The sequence below is a fragment of the Bradyrhizobium sp. UBA2491 genome, from assembly GCF_002341725.1.
GTDB lineage: Bacteria > Pseudomonadota > Alphaproteobacteria > Rhizobiales > Xanthobacteraceae > Bradyrhizobium.
The window spans coordinates 1863-22772 of sequence record NZ_DDOP01000064.1; the positions used below are offsets into that span (position 1 = coordinate 1863).

18 protein-coding genes are annotated in these 20910 nt (G+C 66.0%); 7 read left to right on the top strand and 11 right to left on the bottom strand.

Annotation, left to right across the window (positions count from 1 at the left end; translation table 11 throughout):
- Nucleotides 1-70 precede the first annotated feature (70 nt).
- Together B2W55_RS20915 and B2W55_RS20920 are read right to left on the bottom strand one after the other, a co-directional pair.
- On the bottom strand, nt 71-1075 hold the full coding sequence (locus B2W55_RS20915; RefSeq protein WP_024582707.1) for an ABC transporter substrate-binding protein: 1005 nt from the start codon (nt 1073-1075) through the stop codon (nt 71-73).
- 13 nt (nt 1076-1088) lie between these two features.
- Nucleotides 1089-2450 (bottom strand): FAD-dependent oxidoreductase, encoded by a 1362-nt coding sequence (locus B2W55_RS20920; RefSeq protein ID WP_024582706.1) that lies wholly within the window; start codon nt 2448-2450, stop codon nt 1089-1091.
- A gap of 126 nt (nt 2451-2576) precedes the next feature.
- Here B2W55_RS20920 and B2W55_RS20925 point away from each other — a divergent pair, with 126 nt between their 5' ends.
- Both B2W55_RS20925 and B2W55_RS20930 read left to right on the top strand, forming a co-directional pair.
- The gene (locus B2W55_RS20925) at nt 2577-3461 is read left to right on the top strand and encodes a LysR family transcriptional regulator (protein ID WP_024582705.1); all 885 of its coding nucleotides are present in this window, start codon (nt 2577-2579) and stop codon (nt 3459-3461) included.
- Between the two features lie 62 nt (nt 3462-3523).
- A complete protein-coding gene (locus B2W55_RS20930; RefSeq protein ID WP_024582704.1) occupies nt 3524-3787 on the top strand; it encodes a hypothetical protein in 264 nt (87 codons plus the stop codon).
- 89 nt (nt 3788-3876) lie between these two features.
- Here B2W55_RS20930 and B2W55_RS20935 read toward each other — a convergent pair whose 3' ends face one another.
- The gene (locus tag B2W55_RS20935; RefSeq protein WP_024582703.1) at nt 3877-4677 is read right to left on the bottom strand and encodes an enoyl-CoA hydratase-related protein; all 801 of its coding nucleotides are present in this window, start codon (nt 4675-4677) and stop codon (nt 3877-3879) included.
- 168 nt (nt 4678-4845) lie between these two features.
- Here B2W55_RS20935 and B2W55_RS20940 point away from each other — a divergent pair, with 168 nt between their 5' ends.
- Both B2W55_RS20940 and B2W55_RS20945 read left to right on the top strand, forming a co-directional pair.
- Nucleotides 4846-5820, top strand: a complete 975-nt coding sequence (locus tag B2W55_RS20940; RefSeq protein ID WP_024582702.1) for a 2-dehydropantoate 2-reductase — start codon at nt 4846-4848, stop codon at nt 5818-5820.
- 39 nt (nt 5821-5859) lie between these two features.
- Nucleotides 5860-6642 (top strand): SDR family oxidoreductase, encoded by a 783-nt coding sequence (locus tag B2W55_RS20945; RefSeq protein ID WP_024582701.1) that lies wholly within the window; start codon nt 5860-5862, stop codon nt 6640-6642.
- A gap of 97 nt (nt 6643-6739) precedes the next feature.
- Here B2W55_RS20945 and B2W55_RS20950 read toward each other — a convergent pair whose 3' ends face one another.
- Together B2W55_RS20950 and B2W55_RS20955 are read right to left on the bottom strand one after the other, a co-directional pair.
- The gene (locus B2W55_RS20950) at nt 6740-7477 is read right to left on the bottom strand and encodes an aspartate/glutamate racemase family protein (protein WP_024582700.1); all 738 of its coding nucleotides are present in this window, start codon (nt 7475-7477) and stop codon (nt 6740-6742) included.
- 70 nt (nt 7478-7547) lie between these two features.
- On the bottom strand, nt 7548-8228 hold the full coding sequence (locus tag B2W55_RS20955; RefSeq protein WP_024582699.1) for an alpha/beta family hydrolase: 681 nt from the start codon (nt 8226-8228) through the stop codon (nt 7548-7550).
- Nucleotides 8229-8489: 261 nt separating this feature from the next.
- Here B2W55_RS20955 and B2W55_RS20960 point away from each other — a divergent pair, with 261 nt between their 5' ends.
- Nucleotides 8490-10325, top strand: a complete 1836-nt coding sequence (locus B2W55_RS20960; protein ID WP_024582698.1) for a c-type cytochrome — start codon at nt 8490-8492, stop codon at nt 10323-10325.
- Between the two features lie 303 nt (nt 10326-10628).
- Here the strand turns inward: B2W55_RS20960 and B2W55_RS20965 are convergent, their stop codons facing one another.
- Complete coding sequence (locus B2W55_RS20965) at nt 10629-12161, bottom strand: aspartate ammonia-lyase (protein ID WP_024582697.1); 1533 nt, start codon at nt 12159-12161, stop codon at nt 10629-10631.
- A 301-nt stretch (nt 12162-12462) separates the two neighbouring features.
- Here B2W55_RS20965 and B2W55_RS20970 point away from each other — a divergent pair, with 301 nt between their 5' ends.
- The gene (locus B2W55_RS20970; RefSeq protein ID WP_029879500.1) at nt 12463-13155 is read left to right on the top strand and encodes a hypothetical protein; all 693 of its coding nucleotides are present in this window, start codon (nt 12463-12465) and stop codon (nt 13153-13155) included.
- 120 nt (nt 13156-13275) lie between these two features.
- Here the strand turns inward: B2W55_RS20970 and B2W55_RS20975 are convergent, their stop codons facing one another.
- A complete protein-coding gene (locus B2W55_RS20975; RefSeq protein ID WP_244442257.1) occupies nt 13276-14049 on the bottom strand; it encodes a tetratricopeptide repeat protein in 774 nt (257 codons plus the stop codon).
- 210 nt (nt 14050-14259) lie between these two features.
- Between B2W55_RS20975 and B2W55_RS20980 the strand changes: the two genes are divergently transcribed.
- A complete protein-coding gene (locus B2W55_RS20980; protein ID WP_244442256.1) occupies nt 14260-15627 on the top strand; it encodes a glycosyltransferase family 87 protein in 1368 nt (455 codons plus the stop codon).
- A 45-nt stretch (nt 15628-15672) separates the two neighbouring features.
- On the opposite strand, the gene B2W55_RS20985 is transcribed toward B2W55_RS20980, so the two are convergent.
- Genes B2W55_RS20985 through B2W55_RS21000 form a run of 4 tightly spaced genes read right to left on the bottom strand, consistent with a single transcriptional unit; the run spans nt 15673 to nt 20718 of the window.
- On the bottom strand, nt 15673-17274 hold the full coding sequence (locus B2W55_RS20985) for a hypothetical protein (RefSeq protein ID WP_024582693.1): 1602 nt from the start codon (nt 17272-17274) through the stop codon (nt 15673-15675).
- Nucleotides 17274-18020 (bottom strand): SDR family oxidoreductase, encoded by a 747-nt coding sequence (locus tag B2W55_RS20990; RefSeq protein WP_024582692.1) that lies wholly within the window; start codon nt 18018-18020, stop codon nt 17274-17276. Before B2W55_RS20990 ends, B2W55_RS20985 begins: the two co-directional genes overlap by 1 nt.
- On the bottom strand, nt 18020-19375 hold the full coding sequence (locus B2W55_RS20995; RefSeq protein WP_029879499.1) for an FAD-binding oxidoreductase: 1356 nt from the start codon (nt 19373-19375) through the stop codon (nt 18020-18022). Before B2W55_RS20995 ends, B2W55_RS20990 begins: the two co-directional genes overlap by 1 nt.
- A gap of 32 nt (nt 19376-19407) precedes the next feature.
- Entirely contained in the window at nt 19408-20718 is a 1311-nt protein-coding gene (locus tag B2W55_RS21000; RefSeq protein ID WP_244442255.1) for a UbiA family prenyltransferase, read from the bottom strand.
- Nucleotides 20719-20910: the final 192 nt, after the last annotated feature.

Here is a 20910-nt window from a genome sequence, read left to right on the forward strand (position 1 = left end):
TCGACCCTTCGAGACGCCGCTGCGCGGCTCCTCAGGGTGACGGAGATAGAGTGGTGCGCGCCGTCGACCATCAATCCGCCTTCACATAGTCCTTGGCGATGATCGCGTTCGCATCAAAGCCCTTGTCGACGAAGCCCTGCTCTTGCAGCCATTTGATCTGGTTGTCGACGTTCTTCACGTCGAGCTTGCCGTCGGGATCGACATAGGCGCAATTGCCGACCACCTGCTCGACCGGCAGGTTGGTGTACTTGGCGATGATCTCGAGCAGCGGCCTCGTCTTGTCGTTGATCGGCACCACGCCGTCCTTGATCGCGCTCAGGATCACGTCGTGATAGTCGTGATCGGCGCGGGTCAGCGCGGTGAGCAACCTCGTCACCAGCTGCGCATGGGTCAGCGTCCTCGGCGACGCGAAGATCGCCCCCAACTGCCACGGCGTCTCGTCGCCGACCCAGCCGAGCAATTTCGCACCGCCCGAATCCATCAAAGTCCGCGCGGTCGAGATCGGCAGCAGCGCGGCGTCGACCGTCTCGCCCTTCAACGCCGCCGCCGCGTTCGACAGCGATTGCAGCGGCACGATCTTCACATCGGACAGTTTGAAGCCGTATTTGTCGGCGAGCAGGCCGAGCGAGTAATGGAAGCTGGAGCCGACCTGGGTCACCGCCACGCGCTTGCCGGCGAGATCCTTCGGCGTCTTCAGGCCCGCCGCATAGGCATTGTTGCTGGCGAAATAGCCGATCAAGGGATAGCCGGCCTTCTCGCGGCTCATGCCGCCGATCACCTTCAGCGTGCCCTTGCCGGCGAGATTGTAGAGCCCCGCGGTGAAGGCGGTGATGCCGACATCGACATCGCCCGAGGTGGTCGCCACCGCGATCGGCTGCGCCGCGTCGAAGAACTTCAGCTCGACATCGAGCCCGGCTTCGCGGAAATAGCCCTTGTCCTGCGCGATGAACACCGGCGCCGAGGACGACAGCCGCAGCACGCCGATCTTCGCCTTGAGGACGTCGTCGGCCCGCGCAATGCCGCTCGCGGCCCACATCAGCAAGCCCGCGAGTGCGAGCCGCGCCCAACCCTTCATCCCTGTACTCCGCTTATAGTCCATCAGGCACGGTTTGGTCGCGCCCGATGAACGCGCCCTGCGCCGCGAGCTGTTGTTGCAACTTTTCGACGGAAATGTCGCGCGGAATCGTGTTGCCCGACAGCGCCAAGGCCGCCGCGGTTCCCGCCGCCTCGCCCATCACGAAACAGGCACCGGAGACGCGCGCCGCCGATTGCCCCTCATGGGTCATCGAGGCGCAACGGCCGGCGACCAGGAGATTGTCGACGCCATCGGGTACCAGCATGCGGTACGGCAACTCATTGTAGCCGCGGCTGTCCGGGATCGGCGGAAACTCGAAGATCACGTCGCCCGCGACATGCGATTCCTTCGGCCAGCCATTGACGCCGATCGAATCCTCGAACGAGGCGCAACCCAGCACGTCCTCGCCTGTGAGCATGTAGCCGCCGATCACGCGCCGGGTCTCGCGGATACCGAGCTGCGGCGGCAGATCGACGATATAGGAGTTCTCGAAGCCCGGCACCGTGCGCAGGAATGCAAAGGCCTCCACCGCCTGGCGGCGGCCCTCGATCTCGCCGCGCGTCATGTCGTCGGGATCGATGCCGGAAATGGCGCGGCCATCGTCCCGCGTCACCTGGGTGAAGTTCACCCGCCATTCGATCTGCGACTTCTGCGGCCGCACGATCGCGGATTTGCGCGGGAATGTATGGGTACCGGCGGCCTCGGCCTCCGCCATCAGCGCCGGGATCGTGCGCCAGGCATCGCCGGCCCTGGCCGGATCGATGCCGTTGAGGCGGAACATCATCGAGGGGTAGAGCATGCCACCCGCATTGTCGCCGACCTCGTAGGGCGCGCCGGCCCACACCGCGAGATCGCCGTCACCGGAACAATCGATGAAGATGCCACCGCGCACCGCGCGCCGGCCGGCCTTGGTTTCCACCATCAGCGCGCGGATATGCGCGCCATCCATCACGACGCCGGCGCCGAGCGCGTGGAACAGGATGTCGACCTTGTGATGCGCCAGCAGGTCGTCGGCCGCGATCTTGTAGGCTGCGGTGTCGTAGGCCTGCGCAAGGATCTTGCCGAGGATCAGATGCGGCGCGTTCAGCCCGCCGAGCCGGTCGATCCGCGCCAGCAGGTCGGAGGCGATGCCCTGCACCACCCGATGCATCTCGCCGAAGATGTTGGCGTGCAGACCGCAGAAATTGGTCACGCCGGCCGCGGTGCCCATGCCACCGAGAAATCCGTAGCGCTCGATCAACAGCGTCCGCCGTCCGGCGCGCGCCGCGCCGACCGCGGCTGCAATGCCGGCCGGGCCGCCGCCAAGCACCACCACGTCATATTCGCCATAGAGGGGGACCTGCCGCGCAGGTTCTTCGATCGTGCTCGCTCGCATCATTTCCGCCCTGAACAAGTTGATTGGGCCGACTATGAATTGATGCGGATTGCAGTACAATCCACCAAATTATGTAATCAGCTTTCGCGAATCGAGAAAGGCGAGAGATGAGTTAAAGGACGGCAGATGGATACGCTGGTCAATCTCGAAGCCTTCCTCGCCACCGCCGACGCCGGCGGCTTCTCCCCCGCCGCGCGCAAGCTGAACGTCGCAACCTCGGTCGTCGCCAAGCGCGTCACCCAGCTCGAGGAGCGGATCGGCACCGCGCTGTTCCACCGCTCGACCCGCCAGTTGCGGCTGACCGAGGCCGGTCAGCAATATGTGCATCGCGCCCGCGGCGTCGTCGCCGATGTCGGCGATCTGCTGTCGCGGATGGGCGAGAAGCAGCGCGACCTCTCCGACCATCTCCGCGTCAAGGCGCCGACCTCGCTGACGGTGGCGCGGCTTGCCGATGCCTTCACCGTCTTCCAGCGACAGAACCGCAGCGTGAAGCTCGAGATCGTGATGATCGATCGCCCGGTCGATCCGGTGACCGAAGGTTTCGACATCGCGATCGGCGCCTTCCCGCATTCCTTCGGCGGGGTTGTCGACGAGCCCTTGTGCCGGCTGCCGCGGCTCGTGTGCGCCGCGCCGGCCTATCTCAGGAAGAACGGCACGCCGAAACATCCGCGCGATCTGGTCGATCACCGCTGCCTCAGCTTCCTGCCCACGGGGCCGGAATGGCCGTTCGAGGGGCCGCGCGGCCGGATCAATGTCCAGGTCCGTCCGATCCTGTCGTCGAACGAGGGCCGCGTGCTGACGCAGAGTGCGATCGCCGGCAACGGCATCGCGCTGCTGTCGCATTACCTGGTCGCCGACGCACTGCGCGACGGCGCGTTGCAGCCGATCCTTGCCGAGTTTCCGATTCCGGAACTGTGGGTGAAAGCCGCCGTTCCCGAACGCCGCATCGACGCTGCCGCGGTGCAGGCACTGCTGAAGACTTTGAAGAAGTCGCTGTCGCAGCCGCTGTAATCCGGCACTGGTCTTGGCCTTCGCATGCGGACCTGCGAGAACAATGCGAAAGGATCGCCTGCTTGAAACTCCTGCTGTCAGTATCGCTCGGTCTCATCATCGCCGCTCAGCCCGCGGCAGCGATCGAGACGTGCCGCTTCATCGAGGCCAAGGCGGAGCGCGAGGCCTGCTACCATCGGCAAGAGGAGGAACTGGCGGCCCGGCGCAAGCCCGAACCGTCGATCACCCAATCGAGCCAATCGAAGACGTTCGACTCCTTGCAGCAGATGCGCCGTGACGACGAAGAGGTCTATCGCAGCATGCGCGGCATCTGCCGCGGCTGCTGAGCGAGGCGGAATCTGTAGGGTGGATTAGCGAAGCGTAATCCGCCAACTTATCGCGGTATGAACGGCGGGTTACGCTACGCTAACCCGCCCTACGAATTGCCGCCGCCCCACCGGCCCGCGCGCTTCTCGGCAAAGGAGGCCAGCCCTTCGGCGGCCTCGGCGGTCTGCCGCTTCGCCGAATGCAGATGGACGAGACGCTTGTAGGCCGCATCGTCCACCGCCATGCCGCCGAACGAGCTCTCCATCGCGAGCGTCTTGGTCTCGGCCATCGCCTCCGGCGCGTTGCCGAGCAACTGTTCCACGACCTTGGCGCCGGCGCTTTCGAGATCGGCCAATGGTACCACCTCATGAACGAGGCCGATGCGCCGTGCATCCTCGGCGCCGAAACGTTCGCCGGTCAGGGCGTAGCGGCGTACCTGGCGCACGCCGATGGCGTCGCAGAGCTGCGGGATGATGATCGCAGCCGTCAGGCCCCAGCGCACCTCGGTGATCGAGAACAGCGCGTTGTCGGCCGCGATCACGATATCGCAGGCCGAGATCACGCCGGTGCCGCCGCCGAAGCAGCCGCCCTGCACCAGCGCCACGGTCGGGACCGGCAGCGTGTTGAGGCGCTGCACCGCCTCGAAGGTGGCTCGCGACGCCGTCTCGTTCTCGTCAGACGATTTCGGCCGCACGCCGTTGATCCATTTCAAATCGGCGCCGGCCTGGAAATGCTTGCCGTTGCCCTTGAGCACGACGACGCGCACCGGCTTGGTCGAGAGATCGTCGATCGCGGCGAGCACGCCGGCGATCAACGCGCCATCATAGGCATTGTTGACCTCGGGCCGGTTCAGCGTGACGGTCGCGACCCCGCGCGCATCGAGGCTCCACAGGACTGGGCTGGCCGACATGACGTTTCTCCCTGGCTCGGCATTGCTCTTGGCAGGCACTATGACGAGAGCGGCCGCCTTGATCCATCACTTTCGGGCGCGCACGACCGCGCCTTGCGCATGACGGGTTGCGCGATGCCCCGCGCTTGTGGAAACTGACGCGGCACGTTGCAAGGACCAGTTCCACTCATGCGCATTTGCATTTTCGGCGCGGGCGCCGTCGGCAGCCACTTCGCGGTCCGGCTGGCCCGCGCCGGCCACGAGGTGTCCTGCGTGATGCGAGGCCCCCATCTCGATGCGGTCAGGACCAACGGCTTGACGCTGAAGGTCGGCGACAGCAGCGTCACCGCGAAAGTCAAGGCGTCGGCCGATCCCGCCGAGCTCGGCCCGCAGGACGTCGTCATCAGCACGCTGAAGGCCACCGGAGTCAGTGCGCTCGCCAGCGGGTTGTTACCGCTGCTTGAGCGGGACACCGCAATCGTGTTCGCGCAGAACGGCATTCCCTGGTGGTACGATCTCGGCCCGCCGCCGCAGCATCCCAGCATTCCTGATCTCGGCTTCCTCGATCCCGGCGGGCGCTTGCGCCGCGCCATACCGAAAGAGCGAATCATCGGCGGCGTGATCTTCTCCTCCAACGAGGTGATCGCGCCCGGCACCGTGGCCAACCTGTCGCCGGAACGAAATCGGCTCCTGATCGGTGAATGCGACGATCGCCGGAGCGAGCGCATCGCCCGGCTGCGCGCGGCGTTGAACGAGGCCGCGATCGAATCGCCCGAGGTCACGCAGATCCGCGAGACGATCTGGTCGAAGCTGTTGACCAACATGACGATGTCGGTGCTCTGCCTGTTGACCGGGCTGACCGCGCGCGGCGTCCGCGACGATCCTGACATGCAGGACGTGATCCCGCGGCTGCTCGACGAGGCCAACACGGTGGCGACGCACTATATCCCCGGGGTCAAGCGCGTCACCCGCTCGGGACCCGCGCCTGACCACAAGCCCTCGATCTTGCAGGATTGCGAGCTCGGCCGCGCCATGGAGATCGACGTGCTGGTGCGCGCACCGGCGGCGTTCGCCCGCGCGGCTGATATTGCGACCCCGATGCTCGACCTGATGGCCGCGCTCGCGATCCAGAAGGCGCGTGACAAGGGCCTGTATCAGGGCTGACAATCCAGGCATCACGACAACAAGCAGGGACATCGAACCATGCACGTCAAGGACAAGGTCTGCGTCGTCACCGGCGGCGCCAGCGGGATCGGCGAAGCGGTGGCGCGCGCCTATGCGGAGGCCGGCGCACGCGGCGTCGTGGTCGCCGACCTGAAGACCTCGCGCGACCGGCTCGCCAGCGTCGCCGGCGATATCGACGGGCTCGCGGTCACCGCCGACGTCGGGCTCGAGGAGGACATCAAGGCGCTGATCGCGGCCGCCGAGGACAAATATGGGCCGGTCGACGTGTTCTTCTCCAATGCCGGGCTGTCGCGCAAGGGACAGGAAACCGCATCCGATGCCGACTGGGATGTGAGCTGGCGCGTGCATGTGATGAGCCACGTGTTCGCGGCGCGGGCGCTGGTGCCGGGCATGCTGGCACGCGGCTCCGGCTATCTGCTCAACACCGCGTCTGCGGCAGGGCTGTTGGCCTCGCTGAACTCGATGCCCTACGGCGTCACCAAGAGCGCCGCGGTCGCGCTCGCGGAGCATCTGGCGATCCAGTATGGCGATCGCGGCATCCGCGTCTCCGTGCTCTGCCCGCAATCGGTACAGACCGGGATGACCACGCCGGGCCCGAGCGCGGCCCGCGTCGACGGCGTGCTGCAACCGGGCGAGGTGGCGCGGATGGTGATCGAGGCGATGGCTGAAGAGCGTTTCCTGATTCTCTCGCATCCGCAGGTGCAGGAATACATGCAGCGCAAGGCCACCAACCGCGAACGCTGGCTGTCCGGCATGCGCCGCCTGCGCGACCGGATCTATGGCGGCGCCGCGTCAGGCTGACGGCCCCATCGTCATTGCGAGGAGCGACAGCGACGAAGCAATCCATTCATCCGCGAACGGCGAGATGGATTGCTTCGCTTCGCTCGCAATGACGTTGTTACGGCTCTTTCAGAGGCGGCGCGAACTTGTCCAGCAGCCCGGAATAGGCTTTCGCCGCGGGCATCGCGTAGGCGCCGCGGCGCGATGTCGTGAGCTTGAGGGCTGCGAGCGCCTCCGCCTGCTTCACCGCGGCCGCCACGCCGTCGACCACCGGCACGCCGAACTGCACCGACAGCGCCTGGGCCAGGTCGGCCATCCCGGCGCAACCGAGCACGATGGCATCGGCCCCCTTCTCCAGCGCTCGCGCGATTTCCGCCTGTAGCTTCTCCCGCGCGCCGGAGCCCGGCTTTTCGAGATCGAGCACCGCGACATCGCAGGCGGTGACCGCGGCGCGATCGGCAAAGCCGTAGCGGCGGACCAGCTCCTCCAGCGGCACGATCGAGCGCGGCAGCGTGGTGACGATCCCGATCCGCCTGGCGAGCTGGCCGGCGGTGACCAGCGCCGCCTCGCAAATGCCGACCACCGGATAGCGCGCCGCCGACCGCGCCGCGTCGAGCCCGGTGTCGTCGAAACAGGCGATGATGCCGGCATCGGCATCCGGCGTCTTCAGGAGCGCTTCGATCAGCCCGGGAATGGCGAACGCCTCGTCATAGAAGCCCTCGATCGAAGCGGGGCCCATCGCCGACGTGACGGCCATGATCTCGGTGCCATCAGCGGCAACCGCCTGCGCCGCGGTGGCGATGGTCGCGGTCATCGACGCGGTGGTGTTGGGATTGACGATCAGGATCTTGGTCATGGACGAAGATTAGTAGCCCGGATGCAGCGCAGCGCAATCCGGGGCAGTGTCACAGGCGGAACGCGGTCCGTCACGAATGTGTCGCCACCCATGCCGCGAAGGCATCGAGCACCTCGGCCATCACCTCGCGGTCGGTGCGGCCGGAGCGCTTCAGCACATGGAAGGAGTGATCGGCCTCCTGCACCAGGTGCAACGTCGCCCGGCTCCCCAGCCCCTTCACCACAGGCTCGAGCAGGTCGAGCTCGGCCAGCGCGTCGCGCGTCCCTTGCAGGAACAGCATCGGGATCTTGACCTCGGCGAGGTGTGCAGCCCGTTCGCTCGACGGCTTGCCGGCGGGGTGCAGCGGAAAGCCGAGGAACACCAGCCCGCGTACGCCGGCGAGCGGCGCCTTGGCCTGCGCCTGCGAGGTCATGCGGCCGCCAAACGACTTGCCGCCGGCGAACAGCGGCAGTTCGCCGCAATGCCGCGCCGCCTCCGCCGCCGCGGCGCGCACCGTGGCCTGCGCGACGGCGGGCGGATCGGGCCGCTTGCTGCCCTTCTCCATATAGGGAAACTGATAGCGCAGCGTCGCGATGCCGCGCTCCGCCAACCCTTCCGATATCGCGGCCATCGACGGGTGCGTCATGCCGGCGCCGGCGCCATGCGCGAACACATAGGCCGCGCGCGCCTGCGCCGGTCGCAGCAGCAGCGCGGACACCGTGCTGTCGCCCGAGACCGTGATCGTGAGCGGCTGGAGACCTGACGCGTTCAAGATGACATCTCGACGACTTGTTGCTTCGCCATGTCTAGCCCTCCGATCCCGATGCGCGCAAATGCCGCCCTGGCGGTCGCGCCGCAAGTGAACTGGCTCACAGCCAATCCACATTTCCTTTGCAACATTCCGTTGGTAGACCTGACACCGCTACTGTAGGATGGCATACAGCGCACCACACGTTTAGCGCGAATCCGTTTTGACGATTGTTAATATCTCATCAATATGACGCGCGGGTACCGCGAATTGGGGGACGGGCGCATGCCTCGCAAGACGATCGTGATCATAGGCCTGCTGATTGTCGCCGGCGTCCTCTACTTCAAGGACGATCTCGAGACGCTGGCGAGCGGCTTCCGCGTCAAGGTCGTCGACTACCAGCCGCCGGCGAAGACCGTCTGGCTGGATCAGAATGTCACCGCCGAGCGGCTGCGCTGGTTCTACCACGCCGACCAGGGCACGCGGACTTTCGGTATCCCGATTGAATGGTTCAATGCGCTGGAGCAGCCGACGCTCTGGCCGCTGTTCACCGCGGCACCGAAGCTCAGCGAGACCAATTATCTCGGCCGCTTCGGCTTCATTCCCGACACCGTGATCCCGGGCAAGCCCGATCCGCTGCCGATCGGCTTCGCGCCGAGCGGCCCGATGGCGGATGCCAACGGCGCGCCGTGGCGCAATCCGCACAGCAAGGCCGACATGAACGGCGTCGGGCTGACCTGCTCCGCCTGCCACACCGGAAGCCTCAGCTATCGCGGCACCGAGATCGTGATCGACGGCGGCCCGGCCAACACCAACCTGTTCGAATTCCAGAAGAGCGTCGGCGTCTCGCTGCTGCTGACCCGGTTCTGGCCGGGCCGCTTCGCGCGCTTTGCCGAGGCGATCGTCGGCAAGGATGCCAGCGTCGACGAGCGGATGGCGCTGCGCGGCCAGCTCGATCTCGTGCTCAAGCAATACGCCAATATCAACGCGCTGGAGAACAAGGTCGCCGCCAACAGCGTCGAGGAAGGTTACACGCGGCTCGACGCGCTGAACCGGATCGGCAACCAGGTGTTCTCGATCGATCTCAACAATCCGAACAATTACGCCTCGCATTCGGCGCCGGTGCATTTCCCGCGGATCTGGAACGCACCTTGGTTCAGCTGGGTGCAGTATGACGGCTCGATCATGCAGCCGATGGTGCGCAATGCCGGCGAGGCGCTCGGCGTCAGCGCCGAGCTCAATCTGCTCGACGAGTCCAGGGGACTTTACAAGTCGAGCGCACGGATCGACGTGCTGCACGAGATGGAGCGGATGATCGCCGGCGAGCCGCCGAGCGAGGACAAGGGCTTTGGCGGGCTGGCATCGCCGAAATGGCCGGAGAACATCCTGGGCCAGATCAACATGGATCTCGCGAAGAAGGGCGGCGAGCTCTACAAGGCGCACTGCCAGGGCTGCCACGGCCCCGCGATCGACAGCAAGGCACTGCCGGCGAGCGAGGCCTTCGCGCTGTTCAAGGACAAGAAGCGCTGGATCAAGAACGACGCCGGCCAGCCGCTGCTCGACGTCGAGATGATTCCGATCAGCCATATCGGCACCGACAGCGCGCAGGCCGAGGGCCTTGCGAGCCGCACGGTCGAGACGCCGGCCAATCTGGGGATCAAGGACGGTGGCTTCGGGCCCGCGCTCGGCGAGCTGGTCGAGAAGACCGTCGACTACTGGTACGACCAGAACAAGACGCCGCCGGAGGATCGCAAGCGCATCAACGGCTACCGGCCGAACGAGATCCAGGCGCCGCTCGCCTACAAGGTCCGTCCCCTCAACGGCATCTGGGCGACCCCGCCCTATCTGCACAACGGGTCGGTCCCGACCATCTACGCGCTGCTGTCCCCGGTGCAGGAACGTCCCCCGATCGTCTATCTCGGCAGCCGCGAGTATGACCCGAAGAATCTCGGCTATGTCTCCGACGACAAGATCAAGAACGTGTTCGCGCTCGACACCAGGAAACGCGGCAACAGCAATGCCGGCCACGAATTCGCCAACGAGAAGCGCACCGGCGTGATCGGACCGGAGCTGAAGGAAGACGAGCGCCGCGCCCTGATCGAGTTCATCAAGACGCTGTAGGTCTCGCCAACGGGTTCACCGTGCTGGCCGGGCATGTCCGGGCAGCACGCGCTCATGGAGAGATCGCGCCGGTACGCGATAGCGCCGCCATTGCTGGCGAGAGGCGGCGTGCAGGACTTCGGAATACTGGAAATGTACCCCTGATTTGCCCGACGCGTCAAGTCGCCTGACCGAGCAGCGATGGCCGCCGGCTGCTTTGCATGGGGTTGTTTTCGAAATTTAGGCAGCACGCACCGCGGCGGTCCCGCAAGCGGGACGAGAAGGGCAGCATCGCCGCGGTTCAGCCTGCCTTCACCGCGCGCCTCACCCCTTTGGCACGGGTTGCCGCCGCGCCGGGCGGGTCATCGCCTCGAGCTCGAGCAGTTGGTTGAGCTGGTCCTCGGTCAGGAGCTTTTCCTCCAGCACGATGTCGGCGACCGAGCGGTTCTCCTTCAGCGCGCGGCGTGCCACGCGCGACGAGGCCTCGTAGCCGAGCGCCGGCGCCAGCGCCGTGATCAGGCCGATCGAGCCTTGCACCAGGCTGCGGCAGCGCTCGCGGTCGGCCTCGATGCCGTCGACGCAGCGCTTGGTCAGCGTATCGATCGCCGCCGTCAGCATGCGCAGCGAGCTCAGCACGCAGTAGCCGATGGTCGGCTCGAAGGCGTTGAGCTGGAGCTGGCCGCCCTCCGCGCACATCGTCACCGTCAGGTCGTGGCCGATCACCAGGAAGGCGACCTGGTTGACCACCTCCGGGATCACCGGGTTGACCTTGCCGGGCATGATCGACGAGCCGGCCTGCACCGCGGGCAGCCGGATCTCGCCGATGCCGGTGCGCGGCCCCGACGACAGCAGGCGCAGGTCGTTGCAGATCTTCGATACCTTGACCGCGACGCGCTTCAGCACGCCGGAGAACAGCACGAAGGCGCCGAGATCGGAGGTCGCCTCGATCAGGTTGGAGGCCAGCACCATCGGCTGGCCGGAGAGCCGCGACAATTCCTCGACCGCGAGCGCCGCATAGCGCGGATCGGCATTGATGCCGGTGCCGATCGCGGTGGCGCCGAGATTTACCTCGCGGAACAACGAGGAGATCTCGTTGAGCCGCGCGACGTCCTCCTTCACGGTGGCATGGAAGGCATCGAACTCCTGGCCGAGCGTCATCGGCACCGCGTCCTGAAGCTGGGTGCGGCCCATCTTCAGCACATCGGCGAATTCCACCGCCTTGCCCTTGAAGGCATAGGCGAGGTCGTCGAGCGCGCGCACCAGCGGCTGGGTGGCGAAGATCACCGCGAGCCGCAGCGCGGTCGGATAGGCGTCGTTGGTCGACTGCGCCATGTTGACGTCGTCGTTCGGATGCAGCGCGTGATAGTCGCCGGGCTTGCGGCCCATCAGCCGCAACGCGACGTTGGCGATCACCTCGTTGGCGTTCATGTTGGTGGAGGTGCCGGCGCCGCCCTGGATCGCGTCGACGACGAAGGACTCGGCATAGACCTTGTCGGTCGCGATCTCGGTGCAGGCTCTGTCGATCGCATCGGCCTTCTCCGGCGCGAGATAGCCGAGGCGCTTGTTGGCGCGGGCCGCCGCCTGCTTCACCAGCGCCAGCGCGCGGACGAATTCCGGGAAATGGCCGACCGGCACGCCGGTGATCGGAAAGTTCATCACCGCACGCTTGGTGTGGATGCCCCACAGCGCGTTGGCCGGCACATCGTCCTCGCCGAGCAGGTCGTGCTCGGTGCGGGACTGCGCCTGCTCGATCGGCACCGTCCGGACCGTCGCGATGGCAAGCTCGCTGACGCCGCCGCCGTCGCCGGACGCCGGCACGGCCCCTGCGGTGTTGGTCTCAACCTTCGATTCGGCCATCGATCCCTCCGTTGCGTGCTGCAAATGCCGTCGTCAGCGACACCGACCATGATGCGCCGGGCAAGCGGCGAAAGCCAATGCCTATCGGCAAACTCTTGCACACTGACGAACCGAATTGAGGCCTTATCTTATCCGCCATGATAACAACAACTTATGACTCCATTCCGTGGTTCGCCACGCGCCGGGGCCGGCTGCTTTCACCGTCACGTCATCGCGTGCTAGATCAGCACCGATTGGCGCAAGGGCGCTGCCGACACTGAACGAACCAAGGACCACTACCGTGTCCAACAACAATGAAACGATGACGCTCAAATTCCGCTGCCCGGCGGAGCTCGAGGGCAAGATTCCGGCGCCGGTGCCCGCATCACTGGGACTTCCCGGATGGCTCAAGGCGATGCCGACGCAGGCGTTCAATGCGATGAGCAATCGCGAAGAAGACACCGTCAAGCGCTGCCCGCCATTCGTCGATGCGATGACGTCGGGTTTCCTGTTGCCGCTGATCTGCGATCTCAAGGTCGAGAACGGCGAGATGACTTGGGACAACGACCTTCCGGCCGGGGGCATGCTCGAATTCCCGCGCTCGCCGGTCGGATTCCACGATGAAAGCCAGGTGGTCGGCTCCCCGCTGTTCGAGCCCGACCGCTTCGTGGTCAAGTTCGTCAATCTGTGGACCATCGAGGCGCCGCCGGGCTACTCGGTGATGTTCACGCATCCGGTCAATCGGTTCGACCTGCCGTTCACCACGCTGACCGGCATGGTCGATTGCGACCTGTTTCACGACGGCTGGGTGCATTTCCCGGCACGCTGGCACGACACCAATTTCAGCGGCATCCTGCCCAAGGGCACGCCGGTCGCGCAATGCTACCCGGTGAAGCGCGAAAACTGGGTCGCGCAGACAATTGCGATGACGCCGGATGAAACGTCGCGCGCACAGGACTTGTCCACCAGGATGGCCCGCGAGCCCGGACTCTATCGCCGCCAGTTCAGGTCATAGATCGGGCGAGCGCACACGGCGATAACGGGTGTGGGTGCGGACCCTTCCCGTCGTCGTCCCGGCCTTCGTCGGGACGACACGGAGTTTGTCGCACAGCCGTCCCCTATGCTCGAAACCGCGCTAGCTCAGAAATTTCTTGAACCCGCTGGGACGGAAGAAGAAGCGGCCATGCGATGACATGCTCAGCGCGGCGGTCGTACGGCCGATCATTTGCGGCCGACCGCGCAGCGCCAGGCGCAAATTCGCTTCGCCCGCCGCGCGGTCGCCCATTTCCAGCAGACTGGCGGAGAAGCTGAGACGCGCCAATGGGTCGTCGGGACGTTGCGCCACCACCTGGCGGTAGAGATCCGCGGCACCAACGTAATCGCCATCGAGCAGCAGGACGCGCGCGAGCGCGGCCAGGACGTCGGGATGCCCCGGCGCTGCCGTGCGCAGCTTCTCCAGAATCGCGCGCGCCCGGCCGCGCTCATTGCGCTGGGGCAGCAACTGCGCGAGCAGGAGTTGAAACTCGAGGCTGCCTGGCGCGAGAGCAAGCGCGCTCTCAATGACGACTACCGCCTCGTCGATGCGGCCGTCCGCGTGCAATTGCCCTGCCAGAGCCTGAAATGAGGGCAGGTACGGCGGCCGCCGCGCGGTGGTTCGCCGCAAGACATCGATTGCCTCGCTGCGGCGGCCGGCGCCGCCGAGCGCTGCGCCGAGCAGGGTTTCGAGGCCGGGATCCTCGACGCGGCGGGTCGCTCGCTCCAGCGGCGCGATCGCCTCCTCGTTGCGGTTCTGGATCATCAGCGCCCGCGCCAGGATCGAGGCTGCGCCGATATCGTTGCGGTTTGCCTTCAAGACCTCGGCCGCCAGCCGCTCGGCTTCGACGATCTGCCCCATCTGCAAGGCGACCACGGCGCGCTGCAGGAGCGGGGACGGCCCAGGACCGCGGTTGGCGGAGGGGGGCGGAGGTTTCGGCATACGATGGGTCCTGCGATGGCATCCCAGCCGTTATCACTGCCGCCGACAGAGCGTCCAGCGAAAGTCGCATCCGGCCGCAGGCCGGGACCTGACACCGAAATACCGCCCCGGTTCCAGGACGCCCGAACGGCCCGATCGTGAGGCATGTCCGCGGCAGTCAGGGGGAGGTGCCGAACCACCCTCTCCGGTACGATTTTTCGACTGTTTAACCTATTCGACCTAGCTTGCGTTGCAGAAACTGGGCCCGCCTTGATGTTCGCAACGACCCTCGAAACAATTCAATCGACCGCCTCGAAGCGATCGGCTTACGTCAGGGGAATCTTCGTCCTTCTGGCGATCGCCATTGTCCTGAAGACCGCGTGGTTCGCCCGGCTGGGTCTCGGACAGCACCGCGAGCTGGTCGACTTCGATGCCTTCTACATCGTCGCAAAGCTGGTGTGGCAAGGCACGGTCGATCAAGCCTACCAGTTCGCGAAGCTCCTCGTGATCCAGCGAGAGGCGTCGGGCGGGCACGACAGTCTGATGCCCTGGACCTATCCCCCGCAATTCAGCCTGTTGATGGCGCCATTCGCGCTGATTCCGGTCGGGATCGCCTACCTGCTGTTCGCGACCTCGACGCTAACGCTCTACCTTGCCGTGCTGCGCCGCATCGCCGGAAGCCAGTTCGTTCTGGTCCTCATCGTCTTCTTTCCGACGATCGGAATTACGCTGGCGTGCGGCCAGAACGGCTTCCTCACGGCTGCGCTGATCGGGCTGGTTTGCCTTTACTTCGAGGAGCGACCGGTTGTCGCCGGGGCCGCTCTCGGCCTCATGATCATCAAACCGCACCTCGCCATTGCGTTCGCGGTCTACGCCGTGCTGCGACGTTCCTGGGTCGTCGTCGGCACGGCCGCCGCCGTCGTGCTGGCCAGCTCGGCGCTCTGCACGGCAGTGTTCGGCACGCAGATCTGGAGCGCGCTTCTACAGAGCGTGCGCGACTCGTCGGCTTTCCTGGAGCAGGGCTATTATCCGTTGTATCGCATGATCTCCGGCTATGCGGCGTTGAGAACCGCGGGGCTGCCCGCCTTCGGATCATTTCTCGCCCAGGGCGTCGTTGCCGTCCTCGCGCTCGGCATCGTGCTCATCGCCGTGTACCGAAAGATACCGGTGCGCGAGAGCCTTGGCCTGACCGCAATCATCTCGCCGTGCATCAGCCCCTATGCCTACGACTATGACTTCCTGATCTTCGGCATTGGTCTCGCCATGCTGTTGCCGTCGCTGCTCGCCAACGCGCGTGAGTGGGAGCGTGACGTGATTTATTTCCTGCCGATTCCGATCGGCGCCCTCGGCTACGTGCGGGCGGAGCAGATGGCGACCTCCCACAAGGACATGCAGTGGCTCGACGTGCTCTCGATCGGAGCCTTCATGATCATTCCACTGATCGGGCTTATCGTCGGGATCCTGCTCGTGCGCCGCTCAAAAACCGAAGCGCCGCGGTCCGTCCCGACGCAGGGACCGCTTGCGAGGGTTTGAGCCGCCACGCTATCGGATCACGAAACGTACGGCACCACGCAGCGCTCATTGCGCGTTCATTTCAAGACGATCCCGCGCCGGCAGCGTCGGCCCAAACGCCTTCAGTGCGCTGGCAACGACCTTCGGATCCGCCGCCGGCGTGATGTAGAACACCACATCGCCCTGCTCGCCCGTGACCGGAATTGTGTGCAGGGTTGCGACCTTCTTCCAGGCGGCCGGCACGCCTTTTGGAAACCAGCTGTCGTAGATCATGGCGACGCCGACATGGTACTCGTCGGCGAGCGCGGCCATCTCGCCTGGACCGTAGCGGTCGGCGAGCTTCGCCTTGCGCACGCGCTCCGAACCGAGCCCCCAGAGATCCAGCACGAAGTCCGGATCTTTCCAGGCGACCAGCCCAAGATCATTGACGGCGACTGGCCCCCTGTAGAGCTGTTGGGCAAACCGGCTCAGCTGATAATGCTGCTCGTAGATGCCGCGTGCGGCGAACGGCGTCTCCAGCGCGGCACTGACGTAGCCCACGCTGACGAAGCCGGCCAATGCGACGCTGACGAGCGTAGCGGCGGTCCATTGCGGCGCGCTGAGGCGGGTCCTGGCATGCGCCACGGCATAGAGCAGGGCCAGCACCGCGAGCGCCATGACGTAGACTTCATATCGATAGAACCAGCCATACTGACCAAAAGCGAGATGCGCGCCGATCGCGGCGAGCACCGTCGCGCAGACGATCAGCGCGCCCCGATCCGAGCGCAGCGGCCACATTGCGCAGGCAAGCGCAAGACCGAGCAGCATCAACCGGAAGCCGGTGGGGTCATCGAAGCTGGCGGCGAGATTGTGCAGGATGGGAGCGAACGCCGCGGTTCCTTCATACGCCGTCTCGGCGACATGCGACTTGAGCAACACCGAGCTCGGCAGAAGCGGGAGACCTAGCGAGGCCATCCGCGCGAAGTATCCCGCGAACGCGCAGGCGATCGCGACGGCGGCCCCGCCTGCAAAGCGGCGCTGGCCGAGCAGCGCGAATCCCGCGATCGCCGCCAGCGCAAAGGCCGCGCCCTCGAAACGAATGAGCGGCAGCAGCACGAGCGCGATGAAATGCACGGGGGTCGGCGATCGCCCACGCGCGGCCTCGGTGAGACCCCCGAAGGTCGCGACCGTGGCCCAGACGTGAACACTGTGCTCCATGCCGGTCAACGGCAAGGCGATCGCGCTCGACGAGAGAATCGCCAGCAGTGCGACGAAGGCGCAGAGCGGCTTCCCGCGCACGGGATCGAGCAGGCCCGCCGTTTCGAGAATGCGCAAGAAGGCCACGATCGTGCCGGCCGCCGCCGCGGCGTTGATCAAAAGCGGGCCAAATGCCCCGAGATGCAGCGCCTCGGTCACGACCAGCAGATAGGGCCAGATGATCGAGGAGCTCGGCGACGAGTATTCGGACGCGTTGACGCCGTAACCGCCGGACCGGATGTGATCGGCGACGGCGAGATGGATGTAGGGATCATCCAGCGCGAAGATGAACCGGCCATCGCAGAGTATGACGCTGAATATCAGCGCCGCCGCGAACAGGCCGAGCCACAGCAATGCCGCCAGCAGCGGGACGCTTCGCCAGATCGCGGCGGATCGCGGCAACGGCGCGCGGTCAGCGGCGACGCCGGACATCAGATGCGCATCCGCTTGAAGATCGCCTCCGGCAGCGCGCAGATCACGGCCATCACCAGTTGAAAGCGTCTCGCCACGTAGATCACGTCACGCGGCTTCGTGACGTCGGCCCGGAAGATATCCTCGGCGACCCGATCCGGATCGACGGTGAGCGGCGCCGGCAGCTTCATATGCGCCGTCATCTTGGTGCGCACGAAGCCGGGCTTGACGGTGATGACGCGGACCTTGCCCGCCAGCGCCAGGCGGTTGCGCAGCCCGGACAGGAATTGCGAGAAGCCGGCCTTGGCCGCGCCGTAGTAGTAGTTCGAGGCCCGGCCGCGGTCGCCGGCGACCGAGCTGACCCCGACGATGGTTCCCGAGCCACGTTTCTCGAAGGCTTGCGCGAACCGTTCGAGCAGCAGGCTCGGCGCCTCGAAATTCGTGCGCATGATCGTCGTCGCGAGCTCCGGATCGGTCTGGGCCCGCGGCTGATCGCCGAGCTCTCCGACGACGCACACAACGGAGTCGGGAAGCACGGGAAGGGCGGCGATGAAGCCGGCGAGTTGCGCGGTCTGCAGCACGTCCAGCGCCTGGACCGACGTCTCGACGCCGCTTCGCGTCCCGATATCGTCCGCATTGCGCCGTGCCGCCTCGAAATCGCGGGCGGCGAGCATCACGCGCCAGCCTTCCTTGGCGTAGCGCAGCGCGGTCGCATGCCCGATATCCGAGCTGCCGCCAATCACCAGAATTGATCTTGTGCCGGTCATCAAATTCCAAGCCGTGCTGAAAGGTGGGATGCAAGGCGCGTATTCGCGCCGGTCTGCTGACGGATATCCCGCAGGACCGCGAGGCCGGGATACCCGGATTCGAATGTCGTGCGCGACTGGCGCGCGTCCTTGGCGAGGTAGAGCCGGCCGCCGGCCTCGACCACCAGCGCGTCGAGCTGGTCGAGAAACGCGAACAGCGTGGCGGTGACGGGGAAATCCATTGTCAGGGTGTAACCGCGGAGCGGGAACGACATCGGCCCGCCGCCCTCGCCGAGTTGCTTGAGCACGGCAAGAAACGACGCATCGCCGCGCCGGGAGACCCGATCCAGCATTTCGGCGAGAACGGGACGCGCGCGGCCTTGCGGGATCACGCACTGATACTGCACGAAACCGCGTCGCCCGTAGATCCTGTTCCAGTCGGCGATCGCATCGAGCGGAAAGAAGTAAGGGTCCCAATGCACCAGCCGCTGTTCGTCCTGATGCGCGGCGCCGCGGCGGAAGTACAGCTCGTTGAACGCCCGCATCGACGCCCGGTTGAGCAGCCATCCGGGAAACAGTTCCGGGACCGACAGCCGCTGGTAGCGTGGGCGCGGGAACGGCTCGAGGTCGGGTCCGAGCCTATCCTTGTCGCGGCGCGTGGCGTGCTCGGCCAGATAGACCAGCGACCGTCCAAGCGCTGTGCCGCGCGCGAGGCAATCGATCCAGGCCACCGAATAGGTGGTCGATGCGCTGCCTTCCAGCTGATCGATCGCCGCGTCGAGATTGCTGGCGACGCGGGTGTCCTGCCGCAGCCAGCCGGTCTCGATCGGCAGCAGCCGCAGCGTCGCATCGAGGATCATGCCGGTCAGGCCCATGCCGCCGAGCGTCGCCGCGAACAGCGCGGCGTTCTCCGAGCGTGAGCAGGTGACGATCTCGCCGCCCGGCAGCGCGAGGCGGAACGACTCGACGATAGTGCCGAAGCCGCCATCGCGATGATGGTTCTTGCCATGGACGTCGGCCGCAATCGCACCGCCGACCGTCACGAATTTGGTGCCCGGCACGACCTGGAGGAAGAAGCCCCGCGGCTCGAAGGCTGCCAGGATGTCGGCGATGGTTACGCCGGCTTCCACTGTCAGTTGGGCAGTCGCAGCGTCGAAGCTGCGCATCCGGTTCAGGCCGCGCGACGAGATCGTGGATTGCGCGCCGATCGCCGCATCGCCATAGGCGCGGCCTGCTCCACGCGCGATGACGCCGGTCCGCGCCAGCAGCTGGTCGCGCGCGCCGGCGGGCGTCTGCGGCGCCAGCAGGTCGGTCGGCACTTTGGGATAGTTGCCCCAGCCGGACAGGCCAATCCCCTCAGGGCTGGAAGCCGCCATCGCACGTCCTGGCAATACAGCCGCCGGCATCGCTAGATGGCGGCAAGCATGATGACGCCGATCGCGCCGAGGGCGACCCAGCTGGCGCGATCCTTCAGCGCAAACGTCACCGGATCGTCGTCGATCAACCCGCGCTGCGCGAACAACATCACGCGGCTGATCCAGTACATCAATATCGGACAGCCGGCCCAGAGCAGTTGCGGATAGCTGTAAAGCGCGCGAACCGTATCGGACGAGATGTAGAGCGTGAAAATCACGACGGCATTGAAACCGGATGCTGCCGCAAGGATCGCGACCATCGACTTGTCGTCGACCTGGTAACCGCGCGCAGCGAGCACCGCGCCGTCCGGCTGGCTAGCGAGCTCGATGTAGCGCTTCACGAGCGCCAGCGACATGAAGATGAACAGCGAGAATGCCAGCAGCCATTCCGATATCGGCACGTCGATGGCGACCGCGCCGCCGATCACGCGAACGGTGTAAAGCGTCGCCAGCACGACCACGTCGACGGTCGTGATGCGTTTGAGCCAGAACGAATAGGACGTGGTCAGCACCAAGTAGCCGAAAAGCACACCGCAAAACTCGACCGATATCGAGAGGGCGATCGCGAACGCCACGGCCAGCACCAGCCCCATCGCGCCCACGGCCTGCGACGCCGGGACGACGCGGCTTGCAATCGGACGGTTGCGCTTGGTCGGATGCGCACGATCGGCCTTGATGTCGAGCAGATCGTTCAGGATGTAGGCAGCCGACGCGCAGAGCGAGAACGCGACCACTGCAAGCAGCGACGTCGCGGCCGATGCGAGCGTGAATTTGTGCGCGGTCAGGAGCGGCACCATCACCAGCGCGTTCTTGGCGTATTGATGCACCCGGAACAGTTTCAGCCAGTTGCGCACGCTGGCGCGCGCAGGCCCTGCCGGCCCGGATCGCCCGGGGCGCACCACGCGCGACGCGGAGCCGGGCAACGCCACCGTCGCGCTGCCGATGTAGTCAAAACCCTGATTGAGCGAGGGCGGCAGCTGCTCGCGCGGCACCGACGACGATTGGCCGCCCGGTCCGACGCCCCATGCGGTGAACACGCCGAGATGCGCCGCGACCGCGCTGACGAACGGCTCGGGATAGGTTTCCGAGCACAGATAGACCGGGCGGCCCTCGCCCAGTACCTGCAACAGGAACGTCACGACGTCGTGGTCGAACTGTGCACCGGACGGATCGAAACCCGACGCATCAGTGCCACGCCCAGGTCCCGCTTCCGGTCCAAGCGCCGCGGCAACCGCGGCAGTGATCGCGCGAAAGCGGGTGCTCAGCCCGGCCATCCCCAGCGGAAGCGCGCTTTCCGGGACCATCACCTCGTCGAGGTCGACGACAAGCGGCCGCAGCGTTGAACGCAGCGGATCGCGAGGGGCGGCGCCGTCCCTCTGCTCAACCCGTTCTGGAACGCTCGCTCGCATGCGCGTGGTCTTCCGGTGCCCCGCCCCATAGTCCCGGGCTTTCCCTAATTTGGGATGAACTCGCTGGGTGAGCTTTGGGGGCCGGAC